Annotated in this window: 15 protein-coding genes; 3 read left to right on the top strand and 12 right to left on the bottom strand. The window is 59.8% G+C overall.

From position 1 onward, the window contains the following. Position 1: 1 nt before the first annotated feature. The 10 genes from ACQY1J_RS06915 to ACQY1J_RS06870 form a co-directional block, all read right to left on the bottom strand. Positions 2-1,486, bottom strand: a complete 1,485-nt coding sequence (locus ACQY1J_RS06915; RefSeq protein WP_430251037.1) for a mannitol dehydrogenase family protein — start codon at positions 1,484-1,486, stop codon at positions 2-4. Positions 1,487-1,531: 45 nt separating this feature from the next. Next, complete coding sequence (locus ACQY1J_RS06910) at positions 1,532-2,536, bottom strand: ABC transporter ATP-binding protein (RefSeq protein WP_062461262.1); 1,005 nt, start codon at positions 2,534-2,536, stop codon at positions 1,532-1,534. Positions 2,537-2,547: 11 nt separating this feature from the next. Further along, entirely contained in the window at positions 2,548-3,372 is an 825-nt protein-coding gene (locus tag ACQY1J_RS06905) for a carbohydrate ABC transporter permease (protein WP_062461266.1), read from the bottom strand. Positions 3,373-3,383: 11 nt separating this feature from the next. Next, complete coding sequence (locus ACQY1J_RS06900; RefSeq protein WP_062461269.1) at positions 3,384-4,256, bottom strand: carbohydrate ABC transporter permease; 873 nt, start codon at positions 4,254-4,256, stop codon at positions 3,384-3,386. A 177-nt stretch (positions 4,257-4,433) separates the two neighbouring features. Next, positions 4,434-5,750: an ABC transporter substrate-binding protein gene (locus ACQY1J_RS06895; RefSeq protein WP_430251035.1), complete on the bottom strand. Its 1,317-nt coding sequence runs from the start codon at positions 5,748-5,750 to the stop codon at positions 4,434-4,436. 153 nt (positions 5,751-5,903) lie between these two features. Continuing rightward, the gene (locus ACQY1J_RS06890; RefSeq protein WP_062461275.1) at positions 5,904-6,857 is read right to left on the bottom strand and encodes a sugar-binding transcriptional regulator; all 954 of its coding nucleotides are present in this window, start codon (positions 6,855-6,857) and stop codon (positions 5,904-5,906) included. A 77-nt stretch (positions 6,858-6,934) separates the two neighbouring features. Continuing rightward, complete coding sequence (locus ACQY1J_RS06885) at positions 6,935-7,510, bottom strand: Fic/DOC family protein (protein ID WP_430251034.1); 576 nt, start codon at positions 7,508-7,510, stop codon at positions 6,935-6,937. A 12-nt stretch (positions 7,511-7,522) separates the two neighbouring features. Then, positions 7,523-7,741: a hypothetical protein gene (locus tag ACQY1J_RS06880; RefSeq protein ID WP_430251033.1), complete on the bottom strand. Its 219-nt coding sequence runs from the start codon at positions 7,739-7,741 to the stop codon at positions 7,523-7,525. Positions 7,742-7,840: 99 nt separating this feature from the next. Then, on the bottom strand, positions 7,841-9,688 hold the full coding sequence (locus ACQY1J_RS06875) for an ABC transporter ATP-binding protein (RefSeq protein ID WP_092659659.1): 1,848 nt from the start codon (positions 9,686-9,688) through the stop codon (positions 7,841-7,843). Positions 9,689-9,764: 76 nt separating this feature from the next. Beyond that, positions 9,765-10,928, bottom strand: coding sequence for a M20 aminoacylase family protein (locus ACQY1J_RS06870; RefSeq protein ID WP_430251032.1), 1,164 nt, complete (start codon positions 10,926-10,928; stop codon positions 9,765-9,767). A 321-nt stretch (positions 10,929-11,249) separates the two neighbouring features. Here ACQY1J_RS06870 and ACQY1J_RS06865 point away from each other — a divergent pair, with 321 nt between their 5' ends. From ACQY1J_RS06865 to ACQY1J_RS06855, 3 genes are all read left to right on the top strand, one after another. Beyond that, positions 11,250-12,959 (top strand): peptide ABC transporter substrate-binding protein, encoded by a 1,710-nt coding sequence (locus ACQY1J_RS06865; RefSeq protein ID WP_192077698.1) that lies wholly within the window; start codon positions 11,250-11,252, stop codon positions 12,957-12,959. 170 nt (positions 12,960-13,129) lie between these two features. Continuing rightward, on the top strand, positions 13,130-14,140 hold the full coding sequence (locus ACQY1J_RS06860) for an ABC transporter permease (RefSeq protein ID WP_062582030.1): 1,011 nt from the start codon (positions 13,130-13,132) through the stop codon (positions 14,138-14,140). Beyond that, complete coding sequence (locus ACQY1J_RS06855) at positions 14,133-15,059, top strand: ABC transporter permease (RefSeq protein WP_092659653.1); 927 nt, start codon at positions 14,133-14,135, stop codon at positions 15,057-15,059. Before ACQY1J_RS06860 ends, ACQY1J_RS06855 begins: the two co-directional genes overlap by 8 nt. A gap of 414 nt (positions 15,060-15,473) precedes the next feature. Here ACQY1J_RS06855 and ACQY1J_RS06850 read toward each other — a convergent pair whose 3' ends face one another. Together ACQY1J_RS06850 and ACQY1J_RS06845 are read right to left on the bottom strand one after the other, a co-directional pair. Continuing rightward, positions 15,474-16,415 carry an HWE histidine kinase domain-containing protein gene (locus ACQY1J_RS06850; protein ID WP_244474087.1) on the bottom strand — a complete coding sequence of 314 codons (942 nt, stop codon included), beginning with the start codon at positions 16,413-16,415 and terminating at the stop codon, positions 15,474-15,476. A 381-nt stretch (positions 16,416-16,796) separates the two neighbouring features. Next, complete coding sequence (locus ACQY1J_RS06845) at positions 16,797-17,591, bottom strand: response regulator (protein ID WP_062461304.1); 795 nt, start codon at positions 17,589-17,591, stop codon at positions 16,797-16,799. Positions 17,592-17,759 lie beyond the last annotated feature (168 nt).

Below are 17,759 nucleotides of genomic sequence, written 5' to 3'. Positions count from 1 at the left end.
CTCAATCCTTGACGAGCTGGTCGTCGAGATAGAGCTGCAGCGTCTTGGCCGTGCCCTCCGTCCAGAGCGTCTTCAGCGCATGCGCAAACCGCTTGCGGAACAGCTCAGACGTCGAGACTTCGCCGAAGATCTCGTCGAACACCAGGAACGCATCCGGGTCGTCCTTGGCCTTGATCGCGGCCGCCTGCAGCTTCTCGGCACTCGTATCGTTGAACACGATCTGGCGACCGCTGTCCGACGTGCCCGCAAAATAACGGCACCACAGCGCCGATACAAGCGACAGGCCAACGATATCGAGACCCTGGTCCAGCCGGTCGCGGGTCGATGGCAGGATGAACTTCGGCTGGCGGTTGGAACCGTCCTGCGCCAGGCGCGGAATAGTGTCGCCGATCTTCGGGTTGAGGAAGCGGTGCTCGATCAGGGCGAAATAGTCGTCGAGGCTCGTATCTGGAACCGGCGGCACGATCGGGATGATCTCTTCCTTCTCGAGCTTGGCAAGGAAAGCCCGGATCAGCGGGTGCTCCATCGCTTCGTGCACGAAATGGATATCCAGCAACTCGCCGGGATAGGCGATCGTCGCATGGCCGCCGTTGAGAATGCGCAGCTTCATCAGCTCGTAGGGCGCGACGTCGGCCACGAACTGCACGCCGACCTCTTCCAGCGGCGGACGGCCGAGCGGGAAATGATCTTCCATCACCCACTGCTTGAACTCTTCGCAGAACACGGGCCAGTTATCGTCGATATTGTAGTCGTTCTTGAGGATATCGCCTTCGCGCTGACCGGTGGCCGGCGTGATGCGGTCGACCATCGAATTCGGGAAGGCGACATTGTCGTGGATCCAGGTCGCAAAATCCGGGTCCGAAAGCTTGGCGAGACCGACGACGGTGTTTTCCGTCACGTGGCCGTTGCCGGGAATGTTGTCGCAAGACATGATCGTGAATGGCGCAAGGCCGCGCGAACGGCGAAGCTTGAGGCCGGCAAGGATCAGGCCGAACACCGTCTTCGGAGCATCCGGGTTGCTGCCGTCTTCCACCATAGCCGGATGGGCCGGGTTGAAATGGCCGGACGCGTCGATGAAATAGCCGCCCTCGGTGATCGTCATGGAAACGATGCGGATGGTCGGATCGGCCAGCTTCTCGATCAGCGCCTGCTTGTCGTCAGGCGCGATGATGTCGATCATCGGGGCGGTCACGCGGGCGCCGGTCTTGTTGTTGTCCTGCTCCACGACGGTGGTGAGGAAATCCTGCGCCTTCAGCTTGTCGCGCATGGTCGCATCGGACGGCATCACGCCGGCACCGATGATGGCCCAGTCGTGGCCCTTGCCGATGTTGAACAGGTCGTCCAGGTAGATCGCCTGGTGGGCGCGGTGAAAATTGCCGACGCCGAAATGCACGATGCCGGGGGAGAGCGTCTTCGGATCGTAGGCGGGCACGCCAGCGGTCGCTGCGGCATCCTTGAGAGTTGCCAACGAAAGCTTCACAGTCATTTTCTCATACTCCGATTGGCCTGCTGTTCAGGCCTTTGGGATCATTCAGGCCCGGATCGCAAGACCCTTGTCGTCGAAGCGATGCAGTTTGGTTTCATCCGGCGTCAGGTAGACCGTGTCGCCGTAGCTCGCGCCGAACTCGCCGCCGGCACGCGCCGTGATCGGGCCGATACCATCGACGTCGAGATGCAGGAACGTGTCGGCGCCCAGATGTTCGGCAACCGAAACCCGGCCTTTCCACAGACCGCTGTCCTTGGAAAGCCCGATATGTTCGGGACGAACGCCCACGGTCTTGCCGTTTTTCGCCTTGGCGTAGTCACCTTCGAGCAGGTTCATCTTCGGCGAACCGATAAAGCCTGCGACAAACAGATTGCGCGGCGACTTGTAGAGCTCGAGCGGCGAGCCGACCTGCTCGATATTGCCGCGGTTGAGCACCACGATCTTGTCGGCCATGGTCATGGCTTCGATCTGGTCGTGGGTAACGTAGACCATCGTGGTCTTCAGCTGGTTGTGCAGGTCGCTGATCTCCAGACGCATCGTGCCGCGCAGTGCCGCATCGAGGTTGGAGAGCGGCTCGTCGAACAGGAAGGCCGAAGGTTCGCGCACGATCGCACGGCCGATGGCCACGCGCTGGCGCTGGCCGCCCGACAGCTGACCGGGGCGACGCTCGAGATAATCGGTGAGGTTGAGGATGTGCGCCGCATCGGCGACCTTCTTGTCGATCGCCGACTGTTCCATCTTCGCCATCTTGAGCGGGAAAGCGATGTTCTTGCGCACGCTCATATGCGGATACAGCGCATAGGACTGGAACACCATCGCAAGGCCGCGTTCGGCCGGAGCGGCGTCCGTCACGTCGCGACCGTCGATCTTGATCTGGCCGCCGGTCACGTCTTCAAGCCCCGCAATGAGACGCAGAAGCGTGGACTTGCCGCAACCCGACGGTCCGACAAACACGACGAACTCGCCGTCGTTGATTTCGAGATCGATCGACGGGATGACCTTGGCTTCGCCGAACGTCTTCGACACTTTGGAAAGAGTAATGCTGCCCATGAAAGTGATCCTTACTTAACCGCGCCAAACGTGAGGCCGCGAACGAGTTGCTTCTGGCTGAACCAGCCGAGGATGAGGATCGGCGCGATGGCCATGGTCGAGGCCGCCGAAAGCTTTGCCCAGAACAGACCCTGCGGCGAGGAGAAGGACGCGATAAAGGCCGTGAGCGGAGCCGCGTTTGTCGTGGTCAGCTGGATCGTCCAGAACGCTTCGTTCCAGGCAAGGATGATGTTGAGGAGCAGCGTCGAGGCGATGCCGGGAACCGCCATCGGCGTTAGCACGTAGACGATTTCCTTCCACAGGTTGGCGCCGTCCATCCGTGCCGCTTCCAGGATTTCGCCCGGAATTTCGCGGAAGTATGTGTAGAGCATCCACACCACGATCGGCAGGTTGATCAGCGTCAGCATGATGGTGAGGCCGATGCGGCTGTCGAGCAGGCCAAAATTGCGAAACAGGATGAAGATCGGCAGCAGCACCGCGACGGCCGGCATCATCTTGGTCGACAGCATCCACATCAGGATGTCCTTGGTGCGCTTGCCCGGCGCAAACGCCATCGCCCAGGCACCGGGGATCGCGATGATCAGCGCCAGAATGGTGGAGCCGACCGACAGGATCACCGAGTTCATGAACGGCTTGAAATAATCGCGCTGCGTCTGCACCGTGATGTAGTTCTCAAGCGTGCCCGATGGGATGAGGCTGAAGCCGGCAATCGCCTCCTGCTCTGTCTTCAAGCTGGTGATCAGCGCGTAGAGGATCGGGAAGAAGATCAGGAGTGCGACGACCCAGGCCAGGATTGTCCAGCCGATCTTCGCTCCGGTTGTTACTTTGCGAGCCATGATCGTTCCTCCTACTTGTCCAGGTTCTTGCCGACGGCGCGCATCAGGAAGAACGCGACGATGTTGGCAAGCACGACGGCGATGATACCACCCGCTGCACCCCCGCCGACGTCATAGCCGAGACGTGCGGTGCGGTAGATGAGGAAGGTGAGGTTGGTGGACGCATAGCCCGGACCGCCATTGGTGGTGACCAGGATTTCAGCGTAAATGCCGAGCAGGAAGATCGTCTGGATCAGGATGACGACAGTGATCGCGCGCGAAAGATGCGGCAGCGTCAGGTAGATGAAGCGGTTGAAGAAGTTGGCGCCATCCATTTCGGCTGCTTCGCGCTGCTCGCTGTCGAGCGACTGAAGCGCCGTCAGAAGGATAAGCGTCGCAAACGGCAACCATTGCCAGGCAACGATGATGATCACCGCAAACAGCGGATACTGGGCAAACCAGTCGATCGGCTGAACCCCGAAGAACCGCGCGAGATCCGCCAGCACGCCGTAGCCCGGATGCATGATCATGTTCTTCCAGATCAGCGCGGCCACCGGCGGCATCACGAAGAACGGCGAGATCACCAGAATGCGGACAATGCCCTGGCCGAAGATCGGCTGGTCGAGCAGAAGCGCGATCGCGACACCGCCGATGACGGTAATGCCGAGCACGCCGAGCACCAGCAGCATCGTGTTCCAGATCGACTGGAAGAAGGCCGGGTCCGTGTAGAAATACTGGTAATTGAAGAAGCCTGCGAAGCTCACGTTCTGCGGCGTCAGCAGGTTGTAGTTCTGGAACGAGTAGTACAGCGTCATTGCGAGCGGTACGGCCATCCAAACCAAAAGAACGATGACGGAGGGCGCCATCATCAGGCGTGCCAACGTCTTGGTATTTTGCGTTGCCATCTTTGAGGCCCCTCCCCGGAGGTAAGCGCGCCGCACGCGGCCAGAGGAGGACGCGAAGGCATGATCTTGTTTTTATAGGGTAGCGTGCTGGAACAGCGAGATGCGGTTCAGCATCCAATCGTCATCCTGTGATCTGCTGCCCGGCACGGATGCCGGACAGCAGTGTCTTGACCAAGCTTACTTGATGTAACCGGCGCGGGTCATGTCGCGGGTTGCCGTTGCCTGAGCGGCGGCAAGCGCGTCGTCGACCGTGGACTGACCAGCGACGACAGCCGAGAACAACTGACCGACCGTGGTGCCGAGAGCCTGGAATTCAGGGATCGCGACGAACTGGCCACCCGTATAAGGCACCGGCTTGACGGTCGGCTTGGTGATGTCGGCAGCGTCCATGGCAGCAAGCGTCGGAGCTGCGAAGGCAGCGGCCTTCTGGTAGTCCGCGTTCTTGTAGAGCGAGGTGCGCGTGCCCGGAGGAACGTTGGCCCAGCCTTCCTTGGCAGCAACAAGCGTCGTGTATTCCTTGCTGGTTGCCCAGGAGATGAACTTCTGAGCCGATTCAGCCTTCTTGGACGATGCCGGAACGGCAAGGTTCCAGGACCACAGCCAGTTGCCGTGGTTGGCGACGCCTTCCTTGCTTGGGAAGAGCGCGTAACCGACCTTGTCGGCAACCTTGGAGTCCTTCGGGTTCGATACGAACGATGCAGCGACGGTCGCGTCGATCCACATGCCGCACTTGCCCTGCTGGAACAGCGTCAGGTTTTCGTTGAAGCCGTTGGACGAAGCGCCTGACGGGCCGGAATTCTTCATCATGTCGGCGTAGAAGGTAAGTGCTGCCTTCCATTCCGGCTGATCGAACTGCGGCTTCCAGTTTTCGTCGAACCAGCGTCCGCCGAACGAGTTGGTCAGCGCCGAAACGAAGGCCATGTTCTCGCCCCAGCCGGCCTTGCCACGAAGGCACATGCCGCTGATGTCGGCCTTGCGGTCGGTCATCTTCTTGGCAGCGTCAGCGATGAATTCCCAGGTCGGGGTTTCCGGCATTTTCAGGCCGGCTTTTTCGAACAGGTCCTTGCGGTACATGATCATGGCGGATTCGCCGTAGAACGGTGCCGCATAGAGCTTGTTTTCAACCGAAAGACCACCGCGGATCGCCGGCAGCAGGTCGTCCATGTCGTACTTGTCGCCGAGACCTTCGAGCGGCAGAAGCCACTTCTGCTTGGCCCAGATCGGAACTTCGTAGTTGCCGATCGTGACGATATCGTACTGGCCGCCACCGGCCGCGATATCCGTCGTCACGCGTTCGCGCAGGACGTTTTCTTCGAGCGTGACCCACTCGACCTGGATGTCCGGGTTCGCCTTGGTGAACTCGGACGTCAGGCCCTGCATGCGGACCATGTCGCCGTTGTTGACTGTCGCAATGGTGAGGGTTTCGGCAGATGCAGTCGTGCCCACAAAGGCCAGAGCTGAGCAGGCGCCCAGCAGAATAGTTTTCATAGTCATATCTTCCTCCCGAGAAGATGGAATGCGAGCATTCGCTTTGCTCATGGGCAATTACCCACATAAAGCTAGCGCAAGTCAATGGGAATTCATCGCTGCGATGCAACCGAAAGCGACAATTCACTGAAATTTCAGGCAGAATTCTATCTGCCGCGCTTAAGCAGTAAGCAGATACCGCGCTGCGGCCTCGTCGGTGATGATGCCGTTGAGCAGTCCGCCTTTCAGGGCTGCGCGCATGGCGACCCACTTCTTCTTGCCTTGGGCAATGCCAATGACACAGCAGGTCTCGCGCGACGGGATCGGCACGGAGGCCACCCGGCCGTTGACGGCACTGTCGAGCAACTCACCCTGCTGATCGTAAATCCAGCCGCAAATTTCACCCGCGGCACCGCGATCCACCAGCGACACCATTTCGTCGCGATCCAGAAATCCGTCGACGCAAAGCGGCGCATCGACGCCGAGTTCGCCGATCCCGACAAAGGTGACGTCGGCTTGTGCCCCGAGCGCAAGTGTCGAGCGCACGAGCGCCTGGTCATGCAGCGTGTCGCGCTCCTCGATGGAGGCACAAAGGACCGGCAGCGGCATGGGAAAATGCCGCGCCTTGATGGCATCGGCCATCGAGAAGATGACGTTGTAATAGGCGGCCGACCCGTCCGGCCCGATATTGCCGGTCAGCGACACGATACGGTGCTGCGGGCATTCCATCGGCGGCAGCTGATCGACAGCGGCTTTCAGCGTCCGACCTGTCCCGACGGCGATGATGATCGGATCCGGCCGTTTCAGCCAGCGCTCGATCTCGCCCGCCCCGGCTTCGGCGATACCGACGGTGGACGAGCTGCCGCCCGGATCGCTCGGCACGATTTCCGCATGCTTGAGATCGTATTTCTTGCGCAGCCCTTCAGCGAGTTCGAGACAGGCGGAGATCGGATGGTCGAGCCGGACCTTGATCAACCGCTCGGCAACCGCAAGCGACACGAGCCGCTGGGCCGACTGGCGGGAAATGCCCATGGCATTGGCGATCTCGTCCTGGGTCCTCCCCGCGACGTAATAGAGCCAGCCCGCGCGCGCAGCATCGTCGAGCCGGCCTTGGGTGTCACTCCGCTTAGCCATGGCAGTAAATCTCCTCTGGTCGATTTGCTGACATGTTTTTCGAGGGGCTGTCAAATGGCGATGGGGAAACCATGCCCTTAGGGAGAGCTTTTGCCCAAAGCCTCGGAGAGGACGGTCTCCATCATTTGATAATTGCTAATCTGCGCCTGTTTCGAAGCCTCGATCCAACCTGCGGGATCGATTTTCGTCAGATCGAGCCAATGTCCGGCCTGTCCGCAAAGCTGTTTCAGATAATGTGCCTGCGTGCGCCCATTGCCCTCGCGGAACGGATGGACATAGTTCACATCACCAATGATCGGCGCGACTTTTGCGGCAAATTCCGATCTCTGGAGACCACGCAGATACCTGCCCGCCTTGATGCGTCGATGCACATCGGCCATGCCGGTCTCGATATACTGCAGGAACTGGAACTGGCTCGACCCTTTGGAAATCTCCACCGTCCGGATCTCGCCCGCCCAGTCGTATATATCCTGAAAGAGATGACGGTGGATGGCCCGTAGATGCTTCAGGTCGAAATCACCCACGGGAATGTTTTGGCGGCTGCGGATGGTGGAAAATCGACGTTCTGCAAAGTCCAGCTCGGATGCATCACGAATATCGAACTTGTTTCGTAGCAGCCTGGTCCCCGGATAGACGTAAGGATCGTCGCTCATCGGGGGTGCGGATCATCGGCTGGACGCCGCTGGCGCCTGTTCTTGAGCGTCCAAGTCTGCTCGCCGCCTCAAGTCTCGGCGCACATAATCGAGCTGCTGTTCGACGGAAAACCCCTCCCGATCGAACATCTCGAACATGGCTATATCGTCAGCATCAAGGGGGTTGCCCTCGATCGTCTGCAAATGCGCTGCTTCCAGTGTCCGCTGGCGGATATCATCCCTGTCGCTCATGCAGCCATCATACTGCAGATCGCGAAATCCGACAAATGATAGATCCGAGGCGGCGCCCCAGTTGGCGCCGCCTTCGCGTTCGTTCCGGGCCGTCCGCCGTCAGGCCACCTGCACGACGTGGCCTGCGCCGACTTCGCGATATTCCCGCACCGGCGGCACGAAATCGACCGATCTGATCGGGCTCTTGATTTCCTCGGTGGAAAGGTTGCGCTTGATCCGGCGTCGCGAGGGATCCGGCACCGGCACTGCCGACATCAGCTTCTTCGTGTAGGGATGCTGCGGGTTTTCAAACACCGCCGCCCGCGGGCCGATCTCGACGATTTCGCCCAGATACATCACCGCCACCCGGTGGCTCACGCGCTCCACCACGGCCATGTCGTGGGAGATGAACAGGAAGGCGAGGTTCAGAGACTGCTGCAGGTCGAGCAGCAGGTTGCAGACCTGCGCCTTGATCGACACGTCCAGCGCCGACACCGCTTCGTCGGCAACGATCACCTTCGGATCGAGCATCAAAGCCCTGGCGATCGCGATGCGCTGCCGCTGGCCGCCGGAAAACTCGTGCGGGAAGCGCCGCATCATGTCGGCCGAAAGTCCGACCTTTTCGAGAAGGTTCGCCGCCTTTTCACGCGCCTGCGCCTTGGTGCCGAGCTTGTGCTCGATAAACGGTTCGGCGACAGCCGACCCCACGCTCATGCGCGGGTTGAGCGAGGCGAACGGATCCTGGAACACCATCTGGATCGACCGGCGCATGGTTCGAAGCGCATGCTGGTCGAGGCTCATCACGTCGTAGCCGTCCACCTGAACGGTACCGCTGGTCGGCGTGATCAGCCGCGTCACGGATCGTCCGGTGGTCGACTTGCCGCAACCGGATTCACCCACCAGCGCAAGCGTTTCGCCGGCATAGAGATCGAACGAGACCTTTTCCACCGCATGCACTGCCCCGGACTTGCGTCCGAGAAGGCCGGAATGGATGTCGAACCGCGTCGTCAGGTCCTTCACGTCGAGGATCGGCGTCTTGCCCTTGGCGACCGTGTCGAACACTTCGCCGAGAACCTGCTGTTCGCCCGTATTGACGTCGATCAGCGGAAACCGCATCGGCAGCTTGCTCTGCCCCATAGACCCGAGCCTCGGCACGGCGGACAGAAGCGCTCGCGTATAGGCATGCTGGCCGCGATGGAAGATATCGCCGGTCTGCCCGGTTTCCACCGCATCGCCTCGGAACATCACGATCGTCCGGTCGGCCACCTCCGCCACCACACCCATGTCATGGGTGATAAACAGGACCGACATGCCCTCTTCTTCCTGCAGCATCTTGATGAGGTCGAGGATCTGCCCCTGGATCGTCACGTCCAGTGCCGTCGTCGGCTCGTCGGCAATCAGAAGCTTCGGCTTGGCCGCAAGCGCCATGGCGATCATCACGCGCTGGCGCATGCCACCGGAAAACTGGTGCGGATATTCGTCGAACCGGCTCTTGGCGTTGGGGATGCGGACTTTTTCGAGAAGCCGTATTACCTCCGCCTTCGCCTCGGCCTTGGAAATGTTGGTGTGAACCGTCAGCGCCTCGGCGATCTGCTTTCCGATCGGGAAGATCGGATTGAGCGAGGTCATTGGCTCCTGGAAGATCATCGAGATGTCGTTGCCGCGCACGCGCCGCATCTCCTCCTCCGGCAGACCGAGAAGCTCCTTGCCCTGCAGGAAGACCTGCCCCTCGATCCGGCTCGAATTCTTCTGCAACAGCCGCATGATCGACAGCGACGTTACCGATTTGCCGGAGCCGCTTTCGCCCACGATCGCAACCGTCTCGCGCGGTGCCACATCAAACGAGATGTTGCGCACAACCGTCTTCCATTCGTCGTTCACCTTGAACGACGTCGTCAGGTTCTTCACAGACAGGACCGGAGTGACCGATCCGCCAGACTGTTCCATCGCAGGTCCGGAAAGCAGCATGCATGTTTCCTTGATTTGGGCGGCCCCGTCACGACGGGTGACAGTATCGCGAGGGGCCGCTCGGAAGAGGTGACGATCAGGCGGCGAGTGCCGTTTCGGCAAGCGAAACCCAGTAGCTCACGCCGTAGGGAATGGCCTCGTCGTTGAAGTCGTAGGCCGCGTTGTGAAGATTGGCGGTATCGCCATTGCCGAGGAAGATGAAGGCACCCGGCCGCTGCTCCAGCATGTAGGAAAAGTCTTCAGCCCCCATATGCGGTGCCGCATTGGCGTCGACCTTGCCCTGACCCGCCACTTTCGAGGCGATGCCTACAGCAAAATCGGTTTCGTTGTCGTGGTTGAAGGTGACCGGATAGCCGCGATTATAGACGACCTCGGCCGTTGCGCCGTGTGCAATCGCGGTCGCCTCGGCCACTTCCTTCAGGCGTTTTTGGGCAAAGTCGCGCGTTTCCGGCAGCAGCGTGCGCACGGTGCCGGCCAGCGTCACGAAGGCCGGGATAACGTTGCTCGCCTGGCCGCCATGGATGGAAGCGACGGTGACGACGAGGGATTTGAGCGGATCCGTCTCGCGCGAAACGACCGACTGTAGCGCGATCACCACGTGCGACGCGGTCAGTACCGGGTCGATCGAAAGATGCGGCTGGGCGGCATGGCTGCCACGGCCGGAAATGGTGATCTCGAAAGTATCGGCCGCCGCCATGATGCCGCCCTTGCGGATCGAGAAACTGCCGACCGGGAGCGCCGGTGCATTGTGCATGCCGTAGACTTCCTTGATGGAAAACTTGTCCATCATGCCGTCCTCGATCATCGCAAGTGCGCCCGCACCGCCCTCTTCGGCCGGCTGGAAAATCACAGCGACGGAACCCTTGAAATTGCGGGTCTCGGCGAGATACTGGGCCGCACCCAGAAGCATTGCGGTATGTCCGTCATGGCCGCAGGAATGCGCCTTGCCCGGCGTTTTCGAAGCCCACGGCACGCCCGATGTCTCAAGGATCGGCAGCGCATCCATGTCGGCGCGGAAGCCGATAACCGGGCCATCGCCCTGGCTGCCCTTGATGATGCCGACGACGCCCGTCTTGCCGATGCCGCTCTCAACCACGTCGCAACCAAAGGCTTTCAGCTTCTCGGCAACGAAGGCGGATGTGTAGTGAACGTCGTAGAGAAGCTCCGGATTCTCGTGCAGATGGCGTCTCCATTCTGCAACCTGATCCTGCATTTCGGCGACGCGATTGATGACAGGCATTTGGGCAATCCTCTAGATTTATTGGTATTTCCAGTCTCGAAGGCTGCGATATTGCGACGGCTTCGTTGGAATTTGCAAGCGTCAATTTTCGCCCTTGAACACAAAATAGGCCTATGCTTAGATGGCTCAAATTTTGATCACCTCAGCATATTGCGGGTATCAAATGTAATATACGACCTACTTTTCAGGAGGATGCGGGAATTCTAATCTGCGACGCGCCAGGGAAGACAGGGCGCCATGCAGCTCGACGGCATCGACACCGGCAAACGGGCGATCCGGGCACTAAAATCGAGACAAATCAACATCAAGGGGAATAGCAGCATGAAGAAGTTGAAGCACCTATTGGTCGGCACGGTGGCCGTGCTCGCCCTGGGTGGCACCGCAGCCCACGCCGAGCGCGGCACTGACGGAGACCTGAAGGCCCTGTTCTGGCAGGCGGTTTCCACACTGAATCCGTATCTTTCCGCCGGCACGAAGGAAGTCTATGCGTCCTCGATCGTGATTGAGCCCCTTGCCCGCTACGACGAGAAGGGTGAACTGGTTCCGTGGCTCGTGACCGAGATCCCGACCGTCGAAAACGGCGGCGTGGCAAAAGACCTTCTCAGCATGACCTGGAAGATCAAGCCGGGCGTCAAATGGTCCGACGGAACGGCGTTTACCGCTGAAGACGTGATCTTCACCTGGAAATACTGCACGGCGCCGGATGGCGGCTGCGCCCAGGCGGCTCAGTACGAAGGCGTCAAGAACGTCGAGGCGATCGACCCGAACACCGTCAAGATCACCTTTACCGAGCCCAAGCCCTACCCCTACTCGGCTTTTGTGGGCGCCCAGTCGCCGGTCATTCAGGCCAAGCAGTTCAAGGATTGCGTCGGCGCCAAGGCTCCCGGCTGCACGGCCGCCAACTTCGGACCGATCGGCACCGGCGCCTTCATGGTGGCCGATTTCAAGCCGAACGACGTCATCACCTTCAAGGCCAACCCGAACTATCGCGATCCGGCAAAGCCAGCCTTCGCCTCGATCACGCTGAAGGGCGGTGGCGACGCTGCCTCTGCTGCCCGCGCCGTGCTTGAAACCGGCGAATACGATTACGCCTGGAATGCCCAGGTCGAGCCTGAAGTGCTGCAGACCATGCTCGCTGCCGGCAAGGGCCGTCTTGAAATCTCGTTCGGCACCCAAGTCGAGCGTATCAACCTCAACCACTTCAATGCAGATCCTTCGCTGGGCGCCAAGCGCTCCACCAAGGAAGCCGGCCCGCATCCGTCGCTCAAGGATCCGGCCGTTCGCCGTGCACTGTCGCTTGCCATCGACCGCGACATCATCGTCGAGGCCGGCTACGGCCAGTCCGGCAGGGCCACCTGCAACATCCTGCCCGCTCCGGAAGTCGTCGCCTCCACCAAGAACGACAGCTGGTGCCTGAAGCAGGATATCGAGGGCGCCAACAAGCTGCTCGAAGATGCCGGCTGGAAGAAGGGTGCTGACGGCATCCGCGCCAAGGATGGCGTACGCCTTTCCTACCTCTACTCCACCTCGACCAACTCGGTTCGCCAGGCGACCCAGGAACTGGTAAAGGCGATGTGGGCGGAAATCGGCGTTGATGCGGAACTCCGCAACGCGTCTGCCTCCGTCTTCTTCGGTGGCGACCCGGCAAGCCCGGACACGTTCCAGAAGTTCTATGCCGACGTTGAAATGTACACCAACAACTTCGATGGCACCGATCCTGAAAAGTACATGGCGGAATGGCTGTGCGACAAGATCCCCGGCCCGGCAAACGGCTGGCAGGGGCAGAACATCCCGCGCTACTGCAACCCTGACTACGACAAGCTGGTCAGCGAACTGTCCAGAACCGCCGATCTCGACAAGCGCGCAGCAATCGCCAAGCAGCTCAACGACATGCTGACCGAGGAAGGCGCACATATCGCGCTCGTCCACCGCGGTGACCAGTCGTCCTTCGCGCTCACGCTCGACGGCATCAAGATGAACTCCTGGGACAGCCAGGTCTGGAACATCGCAGACTGGTCGCGCAAGAAGTAAGGAGACAGCCGGCAGCCCTCAGCGGTTGCCGGCGCTCTGTCTCACTCTTCGTATGGCATGATCTTCCCGGGGCTCATCGGCCCGGGAAAATCTGATGCGGCACATCAGGACTTCGCGCCCTATCACCGCATTCTGCGGCATGATCCGGCGTCGTCTGGAGAAATTCGTACATGTTCACATACACGTTGCGACGATTGTTCTTCGCAATACCGACCCTGCTGATCATCAGCTTCGTCATCTTCGCGCTGCTCGATCTGGCACCAAACGATCCGACTGGCGACCTGCCCCTGACGATCCCGCCGGAAGTCCGCGCACAGATCCGTGCCTCGCTCGGCATGGATCAGCCCTTCCTCCTGCGCTATCTCTACTGGCTGCAGCAGTTCTTCATCAACGAGCCGCTGAATATTCTCGAACGTCTGACAGGCTGGCAGTTCGGCGATGGTCAGCGCATGCGTGTCCTGTCCTGGGCAACCCGGAGCCCTGTCGTCGACCTCATTGTGCAGCGCCTGCCGCAGACGCTCTGGGTCGTTGGCCTCGCCTATCTGTTCGGCATTCTGATCGCCGTTCCGATCGGCGTCATCTCCGCCTACAAGCAGTATTCGATCTTCGACCAGGTCGGCACGTTCGTGTCGATGGTTGGCTATTCGGTACCCACCTTCTTCACCGGCGTGCTTCTGATCGTCATCTTCTCGTCCTACCTCCAGTGGTTCCCATCGGTCTACGACACCAATCTGCAGGTCACGAGCTTTGCCACCTTCGTCGCGCAGGCAAAGCAGATGGCAATGCCGGTGGCGGTTCTGGCGCTCTACAATGCGTCGCAGATCACCCGGTTCGTGCGCGCATCCATGCTCGACAACCTGCATCAGGATTATGTCCGCACCGCCCGCGCCAAGGGCGTCAAGGAAAACGTCGTGCTGCTCGTCCACGTTCTGCGCAACAGCCTGATCCCGGTCGTGACGGTGATTGCGCTCGGCGTACCCACCATCTTCTCCGGCGCCATCATCACCGAACAGATCTTCCGCGTGAACGGGCTGGGGCAGTTGCTGATCGTCGCCGTCCAGGGCGCCGATATTCCTCTCGTTCAGACACTGACCTTCATCTTCGCGGTGCTGATCGTACTCTTCAACCTGATCGCCGACGTTCTCTACGGCATTCTTGACCCGAGGATCCGGTATGACTGACGCGACAATCGCAAACCCCGCACCCGCCAGGGCGTCATCCCCAACACGCTCCGCAATGGCCGACATGTGGCGGCAGTTCCGGGCGCACAAGGGCGGCGTCGCCGGCCTCATCGTCTTCACCTTCATCGTTCTGGCTGTCTATGTCGGCCCCTATATCCACAGGGTCGCGCCCAACCAGCTGAACATCCGCGAGAAGAACCAGTGGCCGTCGCTGGCGCATCCGTTCGGCACCGATAACCTCGGCAAGGACATGCTTGCCCAGGTTCTGGCCGGCGGCCGCATCTCGCTTGCGGTCGGCATCACCGCCATGCTTCTCGCGCTCTTCCTCGGCACGCTGGTGGGGGTCCTCTCGGGCTACTTCCGCAGGCTGGATGGGCCGTTGATGCGGTTGACGGACCTGTTCCTGGCCCTGCCGCTTCTGCCGCTTCTGCTCGTGATCCTGCTTCTGTTCCGCGATACGCTGCGCGCAGCCTTCGGACCGGAGACCGGCATCTTCATCCTGATCGTGGTCGTCATCGGCGTCACGAGCTGGATGCACACGGCACGTATCGTGCGTGGCGATGTGCTTGCGGTCAAAAGCCAGGAATTCATCCTGGCGGCGAAATCGAGCGGCATGCGGGAATACCGGATCGTGCTTCGGCATATCCTGCCGAACGTCCTGTCCTCGATCATGGTGTCTGCGACGCTAGGCATTGCCTCGGCCATCATCACGGAATCGTCGCTGTCCTTCCTCGGCCTCGGCTTCCCGTCGGATTTTCCGACATGGGGACGATTGCTGTTTGACGGCGCCAACTTCCTGCAGCTGACGCCATCACGCGTGCTATGGCCAGGCCTTGCGATTTCTGCAACGGTTCTGAGCGTCAACTACATGGGCGATGCAATCCGCGATGCGCTCGATCCGAGAACCCTGAAGCGCTGATTTCAGCGCTCCAGATACGACCCGGAACGGCGGCGAAAGCCGCCGTTTTCCGTTGCGTCGTCCGCTCTCATTTTTTCTTCGATTTTTTGAAAATATGCCGGAACCTAATTCCCAGACGCCCGTTCTACTGATGTCTGAAGGCGACCCCCCGTCCCCCGCCCTACAAAGAGCCTTCGGACATACTCTTCAATCCCCCTCGAAGAGAAGAACTGGCTCGGCTCCCTAGTGGAACCGAGCCAGCTCCGTTTTGGGCAGCCGCTATCGCCGGCACGACTTGTTCCCTTGTGACGTGAAAACATGGCGCCAAGCAACGAGCCTCGCATGGGGCTATCCCCGTGGCTCGACATTCGCGAACAGCCCGATGCTTCGATCATCGGGCCTTCGCATCATGTGGGGAATTGGTTGGCCCGACCTTCAGTCGCTGGCGCCTTCGAGCGGAAAGCTCAGGCGGTACTGAATGCGATCGTTGGAGATCACATATCGTGCCTTCCCGTTGACGGACGCAGGTACCACCCGTTCGAGAACGGTGCTGCCGAAATGCGATCGCATCCCGTCCTCGCTGACGTCGACGCTGTCGTTTTCAATCAACGCCTCGTCCCAAACGATCTCAAGAACGTCATGCCCATCCACGTGCACCCGGTTGGCCGCCACTTCGATCGGCAGGCGGCTGCGCATGACGGAGCCGTGACTGACGGCGTTGACCACCAGTTCGTGCAGTGCCAGCCCCACATGCAGCGATGCATTGGGCGTCAGCAGCACGTTGTCACCGCCCATGCGGACGAGATGCTTGTTATCAGGAAGATACTTTTCGGTCTGTTGCTGAACCAGATCGAAAAGATAGGCGCCGCGCCAACTCGAATCGGTGATAAGGTCCTGACTCTGCGACAGCGAATAGAGCCGCCCACGGAACTTGTGCAGGAAAAGATCGAGCGACCCTGAATAGCGCGCCGTCTGCAGCGCGATGCTCTGGATGATCGCAAGCAGGTTCTTGGAGCGGTGACTGACTTCGCGTAGCAAGGCCCGGAGCAACCGCTCACGATGCCGCTCTTCCGACCGGTCATTGATCGTGGTGACCAGATGCAGGTTCCCGCCTTCGACGCCGACGGCCTGGACGCGGAATTCGAAGACCTGGTCCGAACCCGCCGTGACCTCGATATGGCCTTTGCGGCCAAGCTCGGTCATTTCCGATTTCAGCGTGTGGAGTTTCGCGGCCACGTCGTCGCCGAACAGGCTCGCATCGCTTGGCGCATCCACGCCTTGAAGCGACCAGACCTGAGGCAGGTTGGCAACGAGAAGGTAATTCTGCTGGGTGTCCTGGATAATGATGCATGCGCCGAGATCAATCAGCGCTGGCATGAAAAACTCACGCAACTTGTCATCACTCTGACCAGCTTGCTGCCATGTCAGCGGATGCGTCACTTGGTAAACTCCGTTGCGACTTCCAGGCGAACGGAAGTCTGAATATAGACTTCCGCAACTCATTCAAGTTCAAAATCTTATAAAGTGTCGGTCTTGTTGAAACAACCCAACCCTTTGGTAATCCTTAGCTCTAACGAGACGTACCAACCAGGCCAAATCTCTTTTTCAATATCCGCAGGTAAGTATCCCACGGACGCTTTAAATCAAGGGAAGACATCGCTCGGCATCATAACGGGAAAGCAAGCGGGGCGTTCCGATATCCCAGAACGCCTCTCTTTGGGGTTTGTTCCTGCCTAAAATCGATCGATGGCAGATAGATCAGGCAGCAGCCTTAACCGCGTCATTGAAGAACAAGGCCTGGCTGATCAGAGCCTTCACCATATCCGGATTGAAAGGCTTGGTGACGAGGAAAGCAGGCTCAGGCCGCTCGCCGGTCAGCAGACGCTCCGGGAATGCCGTGATGAAGATCACAGGGACATTGGAGGACTTCAGGATCTCGTTGACCGCGTCGATGCCGGAGCTTCCGTCCGCCAGCTGGATATCGGCGAGAACCATCTTCGGCTGCGATGTCTGGAACAGCGATACCGCTTCCTTGTGGGTACGGGCGATACCCGTGACGCGGTGACCAAGGTCCTGTACCATCTGCTCGATGTCGAGCGCGATCAGCGGCTCGTCTTCGATGATCATGATATCGGTCGCGACCTGGCGGGAGATTTCGCGCGAGGCTTCGTCGAGAAGCTTGTTCACTTCACCAACGCTGATATCGAGAACCTCAGCCGCTTCCTCAATCGTGAAGCCTTCGACCGAAATCAGAAGGAAGGCATGACGGGACTGCGACGGAAGGTTCGAAAGGTTAGCCGCTGCGCGCTGTTCCCAAGCAAACGGCGAGTCGATCGGCCGGATCTCGATTGAAGTGGAACCAAAAATTGCGACGAACAGTTTGTAAAGCGATACACGATCCTTAGACGACTCCGGAAAGATGGAGACGTCCGCGATCAGGGCCTCGAGGACCGCCGCGACATAGGCGTCTCCCGATGTCTGCGATCCGGTAACGGCCCGCGCATAGCGGCGCAGATATGGAAGATGAGACGCAACGCGTGAGGTCAGTGACATAAAAAAATACTCCCCGGGACCCAATGAGGGCAATTGACGGACTAATAACGTGGGTACTTAAAAAAAGTTCCGCAAGGGTGGAACTTTTTTTCGATCCGCGAATTGTGAGGTGACGATATCGAACAGGCCATTTGAGTGATGAGTGACGACAACACAAAAAAAGATGAC

It is taken from the genome of Neorhizobium sp. DAR64860/K0K1 (genome assembly GCF_050500205.1).
In the GTDB taxonomy this organism is placed as follows: domain Bacteria; phylum Pseudomonadota; class Alphaproteobacteria; order Rhizobiales; family Rhizobiaceae; genus Neorhizobium; species Neorhizobium soli.
The sequence above is the reverse complement of the archived record's forward strand: the minus strand, read 5'-3'. Positions and strand labels throughout refer to the sequence as shown.